Consider the following 16,307-nt stretch of genomic DNA (forward strand, 5'->3'; position numbering starts at 1 on the left):
AGGATGGGATGGAACCTACAATGGAAACCCAATGCCATCAAGTGATTACTGGTTTGTAGTAGAGTACGACGAACCAATTGGTGGGCAGAGAAAAGAGTTTAAAGCTCACTTTACTTTGAAACGATAAACCAAAGAAGTTTATAAAAAGAAAAGGCTGAATTTTTATTCAGCCTTTTTCTTTTTTATGTGTTATATACTTTCTATAAATTGAAAGCTAAAGATAAAGTTACGTTAGAGTTTTTAGAATCTAAAAGAGCTGCATTTGTAAGACCAACACTATAGAATTGATGGTTAATCTCTCTGTCAGATTGATCAAAAGCTAAATCTAATTTTATATCACCAAAATTATATCCTAAACCTAGAGAATACCCAGTAAGATCACCATAAAAAGAATCATCTTCGTATGGGCTTTCTTCAAAACGATAACCACCTCTAAAACTTATTTGCTTATATCTGTATTCTCCACCAAATCTATATGTAGATGCGGCTTTAAGTGTATTACTAATAATATCATTTTGAGCAGAAAAATAAGTATCAGAAGTTGGCTTGAATTTAGTGTTTGAGTAATCTTTTCTAGAATAATCAAAACTAATTAAACCTTGCTCTCCAAAAACATAAGCTAAACTTCCTGTTAATTTACCAGGAGATTGTAATCTGTATCTTGGAAAAACATTAATAATAGCTGGGTTAATTACTTGAGTGATGTTTGAACCTCCATCATTTCTAACTGTAGCAAGATATTGAGTAGTTTCTTCTTCAATACTAAACCAAGTAGGAGAGTTATAGGTTAATCCTACTCTAAGTTCTTCTGTAAGCTTTGTAATCGCTCCTAACTGAAAAGAAAAACCAGTTCCTGTGGTGAATAGCGAATTTTCAAACCCAACTTCGTTAACCAAAGATCCTTCGTTTGAATTAAATTCATTCAAATAAGTGTATCGTTCATAATTGATGAAGTGAGTATTTAGGTTAAGACCTATATATAACTTGTCTTTAAATTGTGAAGCAAAGTTAAATGTAAACTTGCCATTATATCCAGTCGCAAGATAACTGTAATCGTGTTCAAAACTTCCAGGAGCAATATTTGAAAAATAAGAAGTGTTATCATCAGTATCACTGTTTGGTTCAAGAATATAGGATTCATAACCTAAAAAAGCTTGTTGGTTATTAAAACCGTAAGCAGAGCCAATATCAGCATAAGCGTCAGTATAGCTTTCGCCTGCAAAGGCAGAAATTTCATCAAGCCTCAAACCATGTGCATAAGACAAAAAGTAAGAATCTATTGAATTTGTACTTGTTCCAGTTGCAAACCAATCGTTATCATAATTAGCAACTTTATCATAAGCAATACTAAATACAAACTTTCTCCATGGTGAATTTTGATTAGTGTTATTAAAAACAAAAGCAGCTCCAGTTTGATGAAGATCAAATTTAGAGTCAGATGAAGATCGCATTTCTCCAAAATAATTAACATCGTTGTTGGTGCTTAAAATGGAAACAGAAGCCGAAGCATGACTTCTAGTAAATACAGCTGCTCCTGCAGGATTTAAACTAACGGCAGACATATCTCCACCAAGAGCTCCAAAAGCTCCACTCATAGCTCTAAATCGCGCTGTTCCTTGAATTTCGTCTGAAGAATATCTCAACGCATCAGATATATCTTGAGCCATAACATTAGACATAGATAGTATGCCTATGAATAGTAAACTTAACTTTTTCATATCAATTTTTAATTTAATATTTTAGGGAATATTATCGTCTTCTTCCAGATGAACCTCTGCTACCACTACTACGCGATGAAGAACCAGAAGAGCTTCTTACTGAAGAACTTCTAGATGATGAATTTACTCTAGTTCTTGTCGATGAAGAGTTAACTCTTGTTCTTGTAGAATTTGATCTAGGTCTTACAGAGTTGTTAGATCTTGTATTAACTCTAGTTCTATTTGGCGTGATAGAACTATTTCTTCTCGTTGTAGAAGAATTTACTCTAGTTCTTGTAGTGGTACTTCTAGGTCTAGTTAATGTAGAACGATTGGTTCTCCCAATACGACTATTATTTATTACAGAATTAGAACGTCTAGAATTGTAAGCATTGTTAATTTGACCACGTCTTGAGTTTACACGATTGTATGCATACCCATTTCGGTATCCATTGTAGTAGTATGGTCGATTGTAATAACCTCCATAATAGAAGCCATTGTAATATGGGTTACCCCAAAACGAATTGTAGCCATAATATCCCCAGCCAGAGTTCCAAGCCCAATTGTTCCAACCCCAAGAATTCCATCCCCAAGTGTTCCATCTATTCCATGAATAAAAAGGTCTATTCCAACCCCAATAATTGTAGTAACCCCAATTATTCCATCCATAATTAGAATACACATTTATGGTGATGTTATCGCTATCTTGTCCCCAACCAGCATATCCATTGTACTCATCGGTTGTATCTTCTTCTTCAGTGTAATTTCCTTCGTAAGATTCAATATCTGTGAATATTATATTTTCCTCAGGAATGCTTTCGTATTGTTGAGATTTTTCAGCAAAATAATTTTTGTAGTAGCTGCCGCTAGCGCTTGTAGTTTCTTGATAAGTGTCTTCTTCATAAACAACTCCATCAGAATTGTATATACCATCATTGTCATAACCAACATATTGGTATGAACCACAAGAAGCTAAAACAAAAGCAAAGCTTAGTGCAACAAAAAATGGCAATTTTGATATGATGTAATTTTTAAATTGCATAACTGTATAATTTTATTGTTGAACATTACAAAAATAGTTAGTTTTGTTGAACTATTTTTTTATTTAACATACGCACAATTTTTGTGCCAAAATACTTACAATGAGCAAAAATCTCACAAGTAGAGCAGAAGATTATTCTAAATGGTATAACGAATTGGTCGTAAAGGCTGATATGGCTGAGAATTCAGCAGTTAGAGGATGCATGGTTATAAAACCATATGGATATGCAATATGGGAAAAAATGCAAGCTGAATTAGATAGAATGTTTAAAGAAACAGGTCATCAAAACGCATATTTTCCACTATTTGTACCTAAAAGTTTATTTGAAGCTGAAGAAAAGAATGCCGAAGGGTTTGCAAAAGAATGTGCTGTTGTAACACATTATAGATTACAAAATGACCCTGATAATGAAGGAAAATTAAGGGTCGATCCAGAAGCGAGATTAGAAGAAGAATTAGTTGTGCGTCCAACTAGTGAAGCAATTATATGGAACACCTATAAAGGTTGGATTCAAAGCTATAGAGACTTACCTATACTTATTAACCAATGGGCAAATGTTGTACGTTGGGAAATGCGTACACGTTTGTTTTTGCGTACTGCAGAATTTTTGTGGCAAGAAGGACATACAGCTCACGCAACAGAAGCAGAAGCATTAGCTGAAGCCGAACAAATGAACAATGTGTATGCTGAATTTGCTGAAAACTTTATGGCTATTCCAGTTATTAAAGGATTAAAGACCGAAAGCGAACGTTTTGCTGGAGCAGTAGAAACTTATTGTATTGAAGCTTTAATGCAAGATGGTAAGGCTTTACAAGCAGGAACATCGCATTTTCTTGGGCAAAACTTTGCAAAAGCATTTGATGTAAAGTTTACAAATAATGAAGGAAAGCTAGACTATGTTTGGGCTACTTCTTGGGGAGTGTCTACACGTTTAATGGGAGCTTTAATAATGACACATAGTGATGATAAAGGTTTGGTTTTACCTCCTAATTTAGCACCAACACAAGTGGTTATTGTTCCTATATATAAAAATGATGAGCAGTTAAAACAGATTTCTGATCTAGCAAATACTATAAAAAACGATTTAAAAGCTTTAGGAGTAAGCTGCAAGTTTGATGGAAGAGAAACACATAGACCAGGAGCAAAATTTGCTCAGCATGAATTACAAGGTGTTCCTCTGCGAATTGCTATTGGACCTAAAGATTTAGAAAATGGAACTGTTGAATTAGCCAGAAGAGACACTTTAACAAAAGAAATTGTAAACCTTGATGGTTTACCTACTTTAATCTCAAAATTACTAGTTACCATACAAGAAGAATTATTTAATAAAGCTTTAAATTTTAGAAATAGTCATATCACAAAAGTTGAGACGTTTGATGAGTTTAAAGACGTTTTAGAGAATAAAACAGGTTTTATATCAGCGCATTGGGATGGAACTCCTGAAACAGAGCAAAAAATTAAGGAGTTAACAAAAGCAACAATTAGATGTATTCCTCAAGATGGAGAAGAAGAGGCTGGAGTATGCGTATTTACTGGTAACCCATCAAAAAGAAGAGTGCTATTTGCAAAGGCATATTAATTTTTTTTGAAAAAAAATTGATTAGCTATTGCAACATTTAAAAATAGTTGTATTTTTGCATCCGCAATGAGGAAATTGCATGTTCATTTAAAGATTGTTGCATATTTAAATTTTATAATTAAATTTGTGCTTTCAAAATTTAATGGCCCGTTCGTCTATCGGCTAGGACGCCAGGTTTTCATCCTGGTAAGAGGGGTTCGATTCCCCTACGGGCTACAATTTTTTAATAAGGAAAAAGTAAAATGGCAAATCATAAGTCAGCATTAAAAAGAATAAGAAGTAACGAAGCAAAGCGTTTAACTAACAGGTATCAGCATAAAACTACACGTAATGCTATTAAGAAATTACGTGAAATGGAAACAGCTAAAGATGCTCAGGATTTTTATCCTACAGTAGTTTCTATGATTGATAAGTTAGCTAAGAAAAATGTTATTCATGCAAACAAAGCAGCTAACTTAAAATCAGGTTTAGCTAAGCATGTAGCTTCTCTATAAGAAGAATTACTATTAAAAGATATTTTAAAAGCCTTTTCATTGAAAAGGCTTTTTTTATTGATTAAGTTTACAGTTACTATAAAGCAAATAAAAAACCCATGGAAAACTCCATGGGTTTTTAATATTTTATTATTAGGGTCTTTATTTATTAACCATTCATAGAGATTAAAAACTCTTCATTGTTTTTGGTTTGTTTAAAACGCTCGTTAATAAACTCCATTGCTTCAACAGGATTCATGTCTGCTAGGTATTTTCGCATTACCCACATTCTTTGAATGGTATTGTCATCAAGTAATAAGTCGTCACGACGTGTACTTGAAGATGTAAGATCAATAGCAGGGAAAATTCTACGGTTAGATATTTTTCTATCTAATTGCAATTCCATGTTTCCTGTACCTTTAAACTCTTCAAAAATTACTTCATCCATTTTTGAACCAGTTTCGGTAAGTGCTGTAGCTATAATTGTTAATGAACCTCCATTTTCAATATTTCTAGCAGCTCCAAAGAATCTTTTCGGTCTATGTAATGCATTAGCATCAACACCACCACTTAATATTTTACCTGATGCAGGTTGAACAGTGTTGTATGCTCTTGCCAAACGAGTAATCGAATCTAAAAGGATTACAACATCGTGTCCACACTCGACTAATCGTTTAGCTTTTTCAAGGACTATGTTAGCGATTTTTACATGTTCGTGAGCTTCTTTATCAAAAGTTGAAGCAATAACTTCGCCACGAACATTACGTTGCATGTCTGTTACTTCTTCAGGACGCTCATCGATAAGTAAAATCATTTGATATACTTCAGGATGATTTGCAGCAATAGCATTTGCAACATCTTTAAGAAGCATAGTTTTACCAGTTTTAGGTTGTGAAACAATCATACCACGTTGTCCTTTTCCAATAGGAGAGAACAAATCCATAATTCTGGTTGAAATAGTACTTTGCTTTTCAGCGATATTAAATTTTTCCTGAGGGAATAGAGGGGTTAAGTGCTCAAAAGATACTCTGTCTCTTACAACTTCGGGTTTTTGACCATTTATTTTACTCACTTTAATAAGAGGGAAATATTTTTCACCTTCTTTAGGAGGTCTTACATGACCTAAAACTGTATCTCCAGTTTTTAATCCAAATAATCTAATTTGAGATTGAGATACATAAATATCATCAGGAGATGATAAATAGTTGTAGTCAGAAGAGCGTAAAAACCCATATCCATCTTGCATGATGTCAAGTACACCCTCACTTTGTATTATAGCATCAAACTCAAAATCTGGTTCTCTATAACGGTTACGGTTGTCTTTATTACCGTTATTCCCATTATTGTTATTGGAATTGTTATTTTGGTTATTGTCTTTAGAGCGCTGTTGCTTATTGTTGGTGTTGTCTTTTTGAGCTTGCTGTTTGTTGTTAGCGCTGTCTTTTTGAGTTTGCTGTTTTTGGTTCGAGTTGTCTTTTTGAGACTGTCTTTTATTGTCTTTCGCAGTAGGTTTTTGGTTGTCTTTACTGTTATTGTTATTGCTGTTCTCTTTTTTAGACTCAGAAAACTCTATTTTTTGCTGCTCCTTAGACTGTTGATCGGCAGGTTTTTTTTGAATTCTCTGCCTTGGTTGTCTAGGTTTTCTTTCGGTAGTTTTTTTGCTTTTACTGCTCTCGTTAGATGCTGGAGCCTCATTTTTAAGAGCATCAGGGTTTGCAGCCTGATAATCTAGTATTTGATATACTAAATCCAATTTTTTTAATGAACGGTATTTAGGAACGTTCAGTTTTTGAGCTATTTCCTGTAACTCAGAAAGCTTTTTTTCTTTTAATTGCGAAATTTCAAACATGTATGTTTATTGAATAATTTTTATTGAATAGATTTAATCTGAATATTCTCTATTTTGAAATAAAAGGGAAAAACTAGAAAAAAATCTTGAAGATTAATAACCTGAAACTGTTGTGTGTAACAAATTACTACTGCAATAATACAATTTTATTTTAAAAACAAGTATATGTTTTAAAAAGAAACTACTAATTTTGTGCTTTAAATTTTAAAAAAGTAGATGCTTCAACGTATTCAAACTGTTTATTTATTAATTTCTGCTGGTATCTCAGCTGGTCTAATATTTGTTTTTCATTTATGGACTAATGCTTCGGATGTGCTGGTTTTTGTAAAAGACAACAATCTTTATTTAGGTTTGTTTTTGGCTTCAGCTTTTTTATCTTTGGTTTCAATATTTAGATATAAAAATAGGAAGTCGCAATTTGTTTTGGGACGACTTAACATCATATTAAACTTTATTTTATTAGGATTATTTGTATATCAATCGCTAAACTTATCTGGAGAAGCTGATGTTTCTGAGAAAGGTATTGGGATTCTTCTACCTATTTTTTCTATCGTATTTTTGGTTTTAGCCAATAAAGCCATCAAAAAGGATGAAGATCTTGTAAAATCTGTGGATAGATTACGATAAACCTTATATCTTAATTAATTTAGTGCGTAAGCCCAAGGTGAAGATCTTGGGCTTTTTTTATCGCTTTAACTCAATAACTTCTAGGTTATCAATTTTTTCTCCATCAATAGTAAAACGAAGCATTGTTCGTACTTTATGAAAACCGTGTTTGCCAACTGCACCAGGATTCATATGCAATATATTGAGTTTTTTATCAGGCATTACTTTTAAAATATGTGAATGTCCACAAATAAACAGATTAGGCGGATTGTTGTAAATTTCAGGTTTTACCCGTGGATTATATCTGCTAGGATAACCACCAATATGAGTTATCCATACATCAACATCCTCACACATAAACCTATTATGCTCAGGAAATTCAACTCTAGCTTTAGCGTCATCAATATTACCATATACAGCTCGTAAAGGTTTAAGTGCTTTAATGGCATCAGTAACACTTAAGTCACCAATATCACCAGCATGCCAAACCTCGTCGGCTTGTTTTACATATTTTAAAATGGTGTCGTCAATGTGACTATGTGTGTCTGAAAGTAGAAGAATTTTCTTCATATAATGTTAATGTAAAATGTTAACTCAGAAAACTAATTATCTTTGTCATTTACAAAAGTAGAAGTTTCCATTGAGATATTTTATCGAATTGTCATATAACGGAAAAGCATATCATGGTTGGCAAAATCAGCCTAATGCTATTTCTGTACAAGAAGTTATAGAGAAAGCACTTTCAACGTTATTGCAGCAAAAAACAGATATTGTTGGAGCTGGAAGAACTGATGCAGGCGTGCATGCATCGCAAATGTTTGCCCATTTTGATTCTGAAATAGAATTAAATACTCAGGATTTAACCTATAAGCTAAACTCATTTTTACCTAAAGATGTGGCAATACACAACATGTTTTTGGTGACTAACAATGCTCATGCGCGTTTTGATGCTACAGAGAGAACATATCATTACAAGGTTTCCAATCGTAAAAATGTGTTTACTTTTGATTATGCTTACTTGTTACAACTTCCGTTGGATGTAGAAAAAATGAATGCAGCCTGCGATGTTTTATTGCAGTATAAAGATTTTCAATGTTTTTCTAAAACAAATACAGATGTAAAGACGTATAATTGCATTATAAAGCATGCACGATGGATTAATGATAGCGGAGAGTTAACCTTTGTAATTACTGCTGACCGTTTTCTTAGAAATATGGTAAGAGCCATAGTTGGTACTATGGTGAATATTGGATTAGGTAAAACTACCGTTGAGGAATTGCATGATATTATAAAATCAAAAAATAGGAGTGAAGCAGGTTTTTCGGTTCCTGCTCATGGACTGTATTTAACCGAAGTAAAGTATCCTGATACGATAAAGAAATAAAAACTATATATGTCTAAAAAAGGAGCAGACGTTTTTGATATAAAACTTTTTAAACGATTACTAAAGTTTGTAAAACCTTACAAGCTTGTGTTTTTTGGTACCTTAATTTTTGTTATTGGACTGTCTGTTTTTGGAGTTTTTAGACCTAAAGTGCTTCAATTAGCTATAGATACAAAAATTGCTTTGCAAGAGTATGATGGCTTTTTGTTTTACATCATTATCATGATTGCGCTTTTAGTTTTAGAAGTTATTTCTCAACTTCTTTTTATTTATTATGCAAGTTGGCTAGGGCAATCTGTAGTTAAGGACATACGAGTAAAGTTGTTTAAACACATGTTGAGTTTTAAAATGAAATATTTTGATAACTCTTCAGTAGGTGTTTTGATTACTAGAGCAGTTACCGATATGGAGCGTATTGCTGATATTTTTGGTGAAGGCTTGTTTATGATTTTTAGCGATGTGTTGAAAATGTTAGCTGTAGCTATTATGATGTTTTCAATGAATTGGAAATTGAGCCTTATTGTATTTACTACATTACCAATTGTATTGTTTGCTACCAAGATTTTTCAGAAGTATATGAAATTAGCTTTTCAAGATGTAAGAACTGAAGTGTCTAACCTAAATAGTTTTGTTCAAGAACGTGTTACAGGTATGAAAATACTTCAGTTGTTTACAAGAGAAGATACAGAATATAAAAAGTTTATGGCAATTAATGAACGTCATAAAAAAGGTTGGTTAAAAACTGTATGGTATAACTCTATTTTCTTTCCTATTGCAGAATTTTTATCATCAATAACATTAGGATTGGTTGTTTGGTATGGAGGACTTAATGTAATTATGGATAGTACAGCTTCTCTTGGTGAACTTACTGCTTTTATCATGATGATTCCTATGTTGTTTAGACCGCTTAACCAAATAGCTAATAAGTTCAATACACTACAAATGGGAATGGTTGCTGCTGATAGAGTATTTAAGGTATTGGATACTACATCTCAAATTGATGATAGTGGTAATGTGGTAGCAACACAATTTAAAGGAGACATAACTTTTAAAGACGTGCATTTTTCTTATATAGAAAATGAAGAAGTTCTTAAAGGTATATCTTTTAATGTAGAAGCTGGACAAACCATAGCTATTGTTGGTGCTACAGGAGCAGGAAAGTCTACAATTATTAATTTGTTAAATCGGTTTTACGATATTCAAAAAGGTGAAATTTGTGTTGATAGTGTCAATATAAAGAGCATGACTTTGCAATCGTTACGCGCACAAATTGCAGTGGTATTGCAAGATGTGTTTTTGTTTGCTGATACGATTTTAAATAATATTACACTTAATAACGATACCGTTACGGAAACTGAAGTGCAACAAGCAGCAAAAGATATTGGAATTCATGATTTTATAATGAGTTTGCCTAATGGTTATCATTATAATGTTAAAGAAAGAGGTGTGATGCTATCTTCAGGTCAACGTCAGTTAATATCATTTTTAAGAGCTTATGTTACTAATCCAAGTATTTTGGTGTTAGATGAAGCTACCTCTTCGGTAGATTCTTATTCTGAGCAATTAATACAAGATGCAACCGATAAAATTACTAAAGGTAGAACATCAATAGTTATTGCTCATAGGTTAGCAACCATTAAAAAAGCAGACAAAATTATTGTAATGGATGCTGGTAAAATTGTTGAAGAAGGTACACATAAAACGCTTCTTAAAAAAGAAAATGGTTATTACAAAAACCTATACGAAGTGCAGTTTATGAAAGAAGAACTGGCTTAAGAACCTTGAGCAGCTTTTTGAGTTTCAATAATTTGTTGAAAATCACCATTTAAATACATTATAACAAACATTCCAATACTAAGGGCAATAAAGAAAAGTATTAAAATAAAAATAAATAGTAAGCCTCTTAGTAATAAATGTTTTAAACTCAGTCTATAAATTCTTTGTAAGCAATACGCTGAATATAATATCATTAACGGAAGCAAAAACAAGCTCATTACACCATAAGTTATACCAAAAAAAGCGCCTATAATTACTATTGCTGCAGAAACAACAGATATTTGTGCTTGTATGTACATAAACACAACAACCATTTCGGTGTAGTTGAATTTTTTTAGTCCAATAAAAGTCAGTTTTGCAATTAACGCATAGATAGGTACATATAGCATCATAACAATAGATTGATACTCTTGTAAAAAACTCATGTTGCGTTGTTGCATTTCTTCTTGACCTTTTGGTGTTATTGCAGAAAAATCCATGATTTCAGGAAAAAACTTATTTAAAGCTAAAACGTAAAGACCACTTAGGGTTAATGCGACACCAAAAAAACTAATAGGGTTTACATAACGTTTTCTAACACCTTCAATATAACTTACAATAACAGCTTCGGGTTTTTTAAATAAGTCGATAATAGTACGTAGTAGCTTGTTGTCGTAATTAAAAAATGTTTCGCTAATGTGTTCAAATAAATTCTTAAAATTAAGTCTGTTTCTTATTACTTTTCCGCCACAAGCATTGCAATAATCGCTGTTTTCAGATAAAGTAATATTACAGTTTTTACAATTCATACTTATGCGCCTTTTACTTTATTAGCTGCATCAATTCCTTCTTTTATACCATTAATTATTATAGGAGATAATAGGATTAAAGAAATGATAGCGTATATAAAAAACATAACTAGCATATTGGCTAAAGTTTGCCAAAAACCAGCTCCAATAACTCGTTTAAATATATAGATGTAATAAATAACAGAGAGAAAAGAAATTAAAGAGCTTACTAAGTAATAATTAGCTCCAGCACATAAAAAAATGATGTTAAGCAATGCTGTAACAATAATAACCTGTGACGAATAATAAAGGTTAATAACTATATGTTCGGTGAAATTAAACTGTCTGTAGTTGGTAAGGTAATGAGCAGCCCAAGTTGCAAGTGCTGAAACAGGAACGGTTATTATGTAAATTAGGTTTTGATAATTAGAGACATTTTGCTGAATATTAACTTGGTCTTTTATAAATTCAGATGAGCTAGTTGTTTCACTGTCAAAATTACTTAAAAAGGAGAAGTCGTTAAAAAGCACATCCTTAAAAAAGGTGTTGAGTAAAAATACTTGAATACCAATAAGTGTAAGCGAAATGGCAAAATACTGTATAACGTTAATATACTTTTTTCTAGTGCCATTAATATAACTTACAATAACAGCTTCGGGTTTTTTAAAAAGCAAAATGAATGTTTGTAAAAGCTTATTGTCATATTGAAAAAGGTGCTCTTTTACTTCAGAAAAAATATTAGCAAGAGTTAAGCGATTTCTAATAACTTTAGCGCCACATTCAAAGCAATAATTTTGCTCTACTGCAAGGTTAGTATTACAGTTTTTGCAATTCATTTTATACCATATCTTTTTTAATCATTTCAGTGAGATTAGCAGTGTCATTATACATCACAAACTCACCATTTTTAATATATGAAATTTGTCCAGTTTCTTCACTAACAACAATCGCTAAGGCATCAGTTTTTTCGGTAATTCCAATAGCTGCTCTATGTCTTAAACCAAAACGTTGCGGAATATTTTTCTCGTTATTTACAGGTAAAATAACACGAGTTGCTTTTACCACATTGTTTTCAATAATTATGGCTCCATCGTGCAGCGGACTGTTTTTAAAGAATATACTTTCAATAATGGCTTGAGTAACCGAGATATTCATATTGTCTCCAGTTCCTGTTAAAAAATCAAGATTATTATTGCGTTCTAAAACAATTAAAGCTCCAGTTTGAGTCGTTCCCATTTTGTTGCATGCAGCAATTATGGCGTCAATATCTGTTTCAGTTTCAACTTCGGTTTTTAAGAACCGTATTTTACTAAAGAATTTTCGTTTACCACCTAAATTCGTAGATCCAACCATAAGCAGAAATTTCCGTATTTCGGGTTGAAATACTACTATTAAGGCTATAATTCCTACTTTCATAAACCCATCAAAAATATTATGAAGCATATTCATGTTGAGTAAATCGGTAAGTTTCCAAACGGAGTAAATTACTATAATTCCTATAAAAATATTTATGGCAACAGTACCTTTTACTAGCTTATATACATAGTAGAGTAAAATAGCGACGAGAAACACGTCGATAAAGTCTATAAGCGTAAAATCCCAAAATTTGAATTTATCCAAGGTTAAGGCGTTTGTGTAAATGTAACAAAATATGATTAATAAATAAATTCGTTGTTATCTATTGTTATTGAATCTAGTTTTATGTTAGAAACAAGCGATTTAAAAGTGATGTAGTCTTGAATACTTAATTTTTCATCAAAGTTTAGCTTAATGCTAATTGCCTTGTTAGGAAATTGGTGTTTCAAGTTTGTAAGATGATTTTCAAACTCAGAATAATGTATTGTTTTAATACTTAATTCATCATTGGTGTTAGAAATATGAATTTTTTTATCTAAACCTAACTTTAGATGTATAGCTATAGTATTGTCTTTAGGAAGTTGAGACGTCTTTTTTTGTATGCCAACTGAAGATTCTTCCCAATAGACCACATCAGTAAACTCTATAAACCCTAAGTTTTTAATGCTAGTATCATTGCAACTATAATAGTTTTTAGCATTTTCATTTTTATGCATTTCAGCATTTCTCTTTTTGTCTTGTAAAAATTTTATTTTGGGTATAGCTTGTTCTAGTGTTAATCGCTTATCAACATTAACCAGCCAATTGGTGGTGCTAATTAAGTTTTTTCGGTTGAGTTCTAGACTATCTGGTTGGGTTTCATCGTAAAACAAATAAGCTGAAGATACATCTTTTACTTCTGTAATTTTTGCCTTATTAATTTCTGGCAGCAAAACAATTTTGTCTTTTCCACAGGATAAGCATAAAGCAGTTAGTATTACTATATAGAATTTGATTTTCATTAGTGTAATAGATTTGTAAGTTTTATACATTCCATAGCTTCCTTAACATCATGTACTCTTAAAATAGTTGCTCCTTTTTGTAAGGCAACAGTATTTAAAACTGTTGTGCCATTTAAAGCTTCTTTTGGAGTGTTGTTTAAGGTTTTGTAAATCATCGATTTTCTAGACACTCCAGCCAATAATGGTAATTCAAGCATTTTAAAAAGGTCGAGTTTGTTTAGTAGCTCAAAGTTTTGTTCGGTAGTTTTGGCAAAACCAAAACCAGGATCTACAATAATATCGATAATACCAAGAGCTCTTGCGGCAGTTATTCTTTCAGAAAAGTAAAATAAAATATTTTTTACCAAATCATCATAGCTTGTATATTGTTGCATAGTTTGAGGTGTACCTCTCATGTGCATCATAATATATGGTACTTGCAATTGGGCAATGGTTTTAAGCATATCTTGATCCAATAAGCCTGCTGAAATATCGTTTATCAAGGCAGCTCCAGAGTTGATAGCATGTTTAGCAACGGCACTTCTAAAGGTGTCAACCGAAATTAAAACATCAGGAAATTCTTTTAAAGTTAGTTCAATAATTGGAAGTATGCGTTTTAACTCTTCGGTTTCAGAAACATGTTCAGCATTAGGTCTTGAGCTGTAAGCACCAATATCTATAAACCTTGCTCCATCTTTAAGCATTACATATATTTGAGAGAGTAGCTCACTTTCGTTTTTGTATTTTCCACCATCATAAAACGAATCTGGAGTTACATTTAAAATACCCATTACTTGAGGTGTGCTTAAATCTATAAGTTGCCCTTTGCAATTAATAGTCATAAATAAGAATTTGAAGTGTTAATAGTAGCAAACTTTAAAGGCTAAACTTTGAACTTTAAACTTTTTTATGCGAAATTTACGGAAAATTAAATGTTTTAAATGCAAGATACCTCAAAACAGTACGACGACGTTATAAAAACATGCCGAGACTTATTTGTTAATAAAATGAAAGACTACGGAAGTGCATGGAGAATATTAAGATTACCGTCGTTAACCGACCAAATTTTTATAAAAGCGCAACGTATTAGAAGTCTTCAGCAAAACGACATACGAAAAGTTGATGAAGGCGAAACCAGTGAGTTTATAGGTATAATAAACTATTGCATTATGGCGCTTATACAGTTAGACAAAGGTGTTGTAGAACAGCCAGATTTATCGGTTGAAGAAGCTACTGAATTGTATGATGAAAAAATAGGCATTACCAAGCAATTAATGATGGATAAAAACCACGATTATGGTGAAGCTTGGAGAGAAATGCGCGTAAGCTCATTAACCGATTTAATTTTACAAAAACTATTGCGCGTAAAACAAATTGAAGATAACGCAGGAAAAACACTGGTTAGCGAAGGTATAGGTGCTAATTATCAAGATATGATAAACTACGCTGTTTTTGCAATGATTCACTTAAAAGAATAACACATGAAATTTATAGTAAATGTTAGTAGATTGCTTGTTGGAGCACTTTTTATATTCTCAGGTTTTATAAAACTTAACGATCCGTTAGGGTTTTCGTATAAACTCCAAGAGTATTTTAGTTATGACGTACTTAATATTCCTTTTTTAGAGCCTTATGCTTTAGGGATCTCCATTTTTGTGGTTATTTTTGAAGTAGTTTTAGGTATATTTTTACTCATAGGTTATAAACCTAAGTTTACTGTTTGGAGCCTTTTGGCAATGATTGTGTTCTTCACATTTTTAACCTTTTATGCAGCCTATTTTGATAAAGTAAAAGACTGTGGTTGCTTTGGTGATTTCTTAAAACTTACACCTTGGGAATCATTTACCAAAGATGTTATTCTGCTAATACTTATTTTAATCCTGTTTTTTGGAGTAAAACATATCAAACCAATTTTTGGAAAATTAGGACTAACCGTTGCATCGCTATTAAGTTTTATAGCATGTTTATGGTTTGCTTACCATGTGTTAATGCACTTACCTGTATTTGATTTTAGAGCCTACAAAATAGGAAGCAACATACAAGATAATATGACAATTCCAGAAGGCGCTAAAAAACCTGTTATGGAATGGACATGGTTATTTGATGTCAATGGTGAAGAAAAAGAATTCGTGACTAATGGGTCTTATCCAACAGTTGAAGGAAAACTTATAAGTTATGAAACCAAGGTTATTGAAAAAGGATATGAACCTTCTATATTGGATTTCTCTATAGAGTCTGACGATGAAGATTTAACCACTCAATTTCTTGAAGAAGACCACCTTGTAATGATAACGAGTTATAGCTTAGAGTCTGCTGAAGTTGATGGACTTAAAAAACTTAAAGCAGTGTCAGATAAAGCTATTGAAAACGGTTATACTGTTATTGGGCTTTCTGCATCTGGAAACGATGTAAAAGCACAAATTAAAAAGGATTACGACTTAAATTTCGATTTCTATTTGTGTGATGAAAAAGTGCTAAAAACTATTGTGCGTTCTAATCCTGGAGTATTGGTATTAGAAAAAGGAACAGTACTTCAAAAAGAACATTGGAATGATATTGAAGATATTGAGTTGCCAAAGGTTGAGCGTAAGCAGGAAGTTATTAAAGATGATGGAACAGTATATTTAATTGATGGCGAAATATCAACCAAAGAAGAAGTAGAAGCTTTAACTAAAGATGATATTGAAGCAATGTATGTTCTAAAGGAAAGAAACGAAGGCGATGTTTTGGATTCAATTAATGCAGCAAATAAAACCAACTATACATCATTTGTTGAAGCTGTTTTAAAAAAGGAGTAA

General features: G+C 32.2%; 17 protein-coding genes and 1 tRNA gene. 9 read left to right on the forward strand and 9 right to left on the reverse strand.

Features of this window, described 5'->3' with window-relative positions:
- Nucleotides 1-127 (forward strand): T9SS type B sorting domain-containing protein (locus ABD011_RS06565; RefSeq protein ID WP_343797820.1); only part of this gene is annotated, 127 nt, incomplete at its 5' end.
- A gap of 73 nt (nt 128-200) precedes the next feature.
- Here ABD011_RS06565 and ABD011_RS06570 read toward each other — a convergent pair.
- Both ABD011_RS06570 and ABD011_RS06575 read right to left on the reverse strand, forming a co-directional pair.
- Nucleotides 201-1,718: an OmpP1/FadL family transporter gene (locus ABD011_RS06570; RefSeq protein ID WP_131507991.1), complete on the reverse strand. Its 1,518-nt coding sequence runs from the start codon at nt 1,716-1,718 to the stop codon at nt 201-203.
- A gap of 31 nt (nt 1,719-1,749) precedes the next feature.
- Entirely contained in the window at nt 1,750-2,739 is a 990-nt protein-coding gene (locus ABD011_RS06575) for a hypothetical protein (RefSeq protein ID WP_343796808.1), read from the reverse strand.
- Between the two features lie 100 nt (nt 2,740-2,839).
- On the opposite strand from ABD011_RS06575, the gene proS reads away from it, so the two are divergent.
- The 3 genes from proS (at nt 2,840) to rpsT (ending at nt 4,812) form a co-directional block, all read left to right on the forward strand.
- Nucleotides 2,840-4,318, forward strand: coding sequence for a proline--tRNA ligase (proS, locus tag ABD011_RS06580; protein ID WP_343796810.1), 1,479 nt, complete (start codon nt 2,840-2,842; stop codon nt 4,316-4,318).
- Between the two features lie 144 nt (nt 4,319-4,462).
- Nucleotides 4,463-4,534 (forward strand) — tRNA-Glu (locus ABD011_RS06585).
- A 26-nt stretch (nt 4,535-4,560) separates the two neighbouring features.
- Nucleotides 4,561-4,812, forward strand: coding sequence for a 30S ribosomal protein S20 (rpsT, locus tag ABD011_RS06590; RefSeq protein ID WP_129761520.1), 252 nt, complete (start codon nt 4,561-4,563; stop codon nt 4,810-4,812).
- A 148-nt stretch (nt 4,813-4,960) separates the two neighbouring features.
- On the opposite strand, the gene rho is transcribed toward rpsT, so the two are convergent.
- Entirely contained in the window at nt 4,961-6,640 is a 1,680-nt protein-coding gene (rho, locus tag ABD011_RS06595; RefSeq protein WP_335974482.1) for a transcription termination factor Rho, read from the reverse strand.
- 216 nt (nt 6,641-6,856) lie between these two features.
- Between rho and ABD011_RS06600 the strand changes: the two genes are divergently transcribed.
- Nucleotides 6,857-7,267 carry a DUF4293 domain-containing protein gene (locus tag ABD011_RS06600; RefSeq protein WP_343796814.1) on the forward strand — a complete coding sequence of 137 codons (411 nt, stop codon included), beginning with the start codon at nt 6,857-6,859 and terminating at the stop codon, nt 7,265-7,267.
- Nucleotides 7,268-7,324: 57 nt separating this feature from the next.
- Here ABD011_RS06600 and ABD011_RS06605 read toward each other — a convergent pair whose 3' ends face one another.
- Nucleotides 7,325-7,816 (reverse strand): metallophosphoesterase family protein, encoded by a 492-nt coding sequence (locus tag ABD011_RS06605; RefSeq protein ID WP_343796816.1) that lies wholly within the window; start codon nt 7,814-7,816, stop codon nt 7,325-7,327.
- Nucleotides 7,817-7,886: 70 nt separating this feature from the next.
- On the opposite strand from ABD011_RS06605, the gene truA reads away from it, so the two are divergent.
- Both truA and ABD011_RS06615 read left to right on the forward strand, forming a co-directional pair.
- Complete coding sequence (gene truA / locus ABD011_RS06610; protein WP_343796818.1) at nt 7,887-8,630, forward strand: tRNA pseudouridine(38-40) synthase TruA; 744 nt, start codon at nt 7,887-7,889, stop codon at nt 8,628-8,630.
- Between the two features lie 9 nt (nt 8,631-8,639).
- Nucleotides 8,640-10,406 (forward strand): ABC transporter ATP-binding protein, encoded by a 1,767-nt coding sequence (locus ABD011_RS06615; protein WP_343796820.1) that lies wholly within the window; start codon nt 8,640-8,642, stop codon nt 10,404-10,406.
- Here ABD011_RS06615 and ABD011_RS06620 read toward each other — a convergent pair.
- The 5 genes from ABD011_RS06620 to folP are packed head-to-tail and all read right to left on the reverse strand — an operon-like array spanning nt 10,403 to nt 14,351.
- Nucleotides 10,403-11,194, reverse strand: a complete 792-nt coding sequence (locus tag ABD011_RS06620) for a DUF3667 domain-containing protein (protein WP_343796822.1) — start codon at nt 11,192-11,194, stop codon at nt 10,403-10,405. The two genes, ABD011_RS06615 and ABD011_RS06620, sit on opposite strands and share 4 nt — an antisense overlap.
- A 2-nt stretch (nt 11,195-11,196) precedes the next feature.
- A complete protein-coding gene (locus ABD011_RS06625; RefSeq protein ID WP_343796824.1) occupies nt 11,197-12,009 on the reverse strand; it encodes a DUF3667 domain-containing protein in 813 nt (270 codons plus the stop codon).
- A gap of 1 nt (nt 12,010) precedes the next feature.
- Nucleotides 12,011-12,793, reverse strand: coding sequence for a diadenylate cyclase CdaA (cdaA, locus tag ABD011_RS06630; protein ID WP_131507971.1), 783 nt, complete (start codon nt 12,791-12,793; stop codon nt 12,011-12,013).
- Between the two features lie 35 nt (nt 12,794-12,828).
- Entirely contained in the window at nt 12,829-13,530 is a 702-nt protein-coding gene (locus ABD011_RS06635) for a hypothetical protein (protein ID WP_343796827.1), read from the reverse strand.
- The gene (folP, locus tag ABD011_RS06640; RefSeq protein WP_343796829.1) at nt 13,530-14,351 is read right to left on the reverse strand and encodes a dihydropteroate synthase; all 822 of its coding nucleotides are present in this window, start codon (nt 14,349-14,351) and stop codon (nt 13,530-13,532) included. Before folP ends, ABD011_RS06635 begins: the two co-directional genes overlap by 1 nt.
- Before the next feature lie 99 nt (nt 14,352-14,450).
- On the opposite strand from folP, the gene ABD011_RS06645 reads away from it, so the two are divergent.
- Nucleotides 14,451-14,987, forward strand: a complete 537-nt coding sequence (locus ABD011_RS06645) for a DUF1599 domain-containing protein (RefSeq protein WP_343796831.1) — start codon at nt 14,451-14,453, stop codon at nt 14,985-14,987.
- 3 nt (nt 14,988-14,990) lie between these two features.
- Nucleotides 14,991-16,307 (forward strand): BT_3928 family protein, encoded by a 1,317-nt coding sequence (locus tag ABD011_RS06650; protein ID WP_129761532.1) that lies wholly within the window; start codon nt 14,991-14,993, stop codon nt 16,305-16,307.

It is taken from the genome of Gaetbulibacter jejuensis, from assembly GCF_039524015.1.
Classification (GTDB): Bacteria; Bacteroidota; Bacteroidia; order Flavobacteriales; family Flavobacteriaceae; genus Gaetbulibacter_B; species Gaetbulibacter_B jejuensis.

Bases quoted from the DNA above. Each gene is read 5' to 3' on its own strand.
- ABD011_RS06570 (WP_131507991.1), bottom strand. From the start codon at position 1,718: ATGAAAAAGTTAAGTTTACTATTCATAGGCATACTATCTATGTCTAAT.
- ABD011_RS06575 (WP_343796808.1), bottom strand. From the start codon at position 2,739: ATGCAATTTAAAAATTACATCATATCAAAATTGCCATTTTTTGTTGCA.
- proS (WP_343796810.1), top strand. From the start codon at position 2,840: ATGAGCAAAAATCTCACAAGTAGAGCAGAAGATTATTCTAAATGGTAT.
- rpsT (WP_129761520.1), top strand. From the start codon at position 4,561: ATGGCAAATCATAAGTCAGCATTAAAAAGAATAAGAAGTAACGAAGCA.
- rho (WP_335974482.1), bottom strand. From the start codon at position 6,640: ATGTTTGAAATTTCGCAATTAAAAGAAAAAAAGCTTTCTGAGTTACAG.
- ABD011_RS06600 (WP_343796814.1), top strand. From the start codon at position 6,857: ATGCTTCAACGTATTCAAACTGTTTATTTATTAATTTCTGCTGGTATC.
- ABD011_RS06605 (WP_343796816.1), bottom strand. From the start codon at position 7,816: ATGAAGAAAATTCTTCTACTTTCAGACACACATAGTCACATTGACGAC.
- ABD011_RS06615 (WP_343796820.1), top strand. From the start codon at position 8,640: ATGTCTAAAAAAGGAGCAGACGTTTTTGATATAAAACTTTTTAAACGA.
- ABD011_RS06620 (WP_343796822.1), bottom strand. From the start codon at position 11,194: ATGAATTGTAAAAACTGTAATATTACTTTATCTGAAAACAGCGATTAT.
- ABD011_RS06625 (WP_343796824.1), bottom strand. From the start codon at position 12,009: ATGAATTGCAAAAACTGTAATACTAACCTTGCAGTAGAGCAAAATTAT.
- ABD011_RS06635 (WP_343796827.1), bottom strand. From the start codon at position 13,530: ATGAAAATCAAATTCTATATAGTAATACTAACTGCTTTATGCTTATCC.
- folP (WP_343796829.1), bottom strand. From the start codon at position 14,351: ATGACTATTAATTGCAAAGGGCAACTTATAGATTTAAGCACACCTCAA.
- ABD011_RS06645 (WP_343796831.1), top strand. From the start codon at position 14,451: ATGCAAGATACCTCAAAACAGTACGACGACGTTATAAAAACATGCCGA.
- ABD011_RS06650 (WP_129761532.1), top strand. From the start codon at position 14,991: ATGAAATTTATAGTAAATGTTAGTAGATTGCTTGTTGGAGCACTTTTT.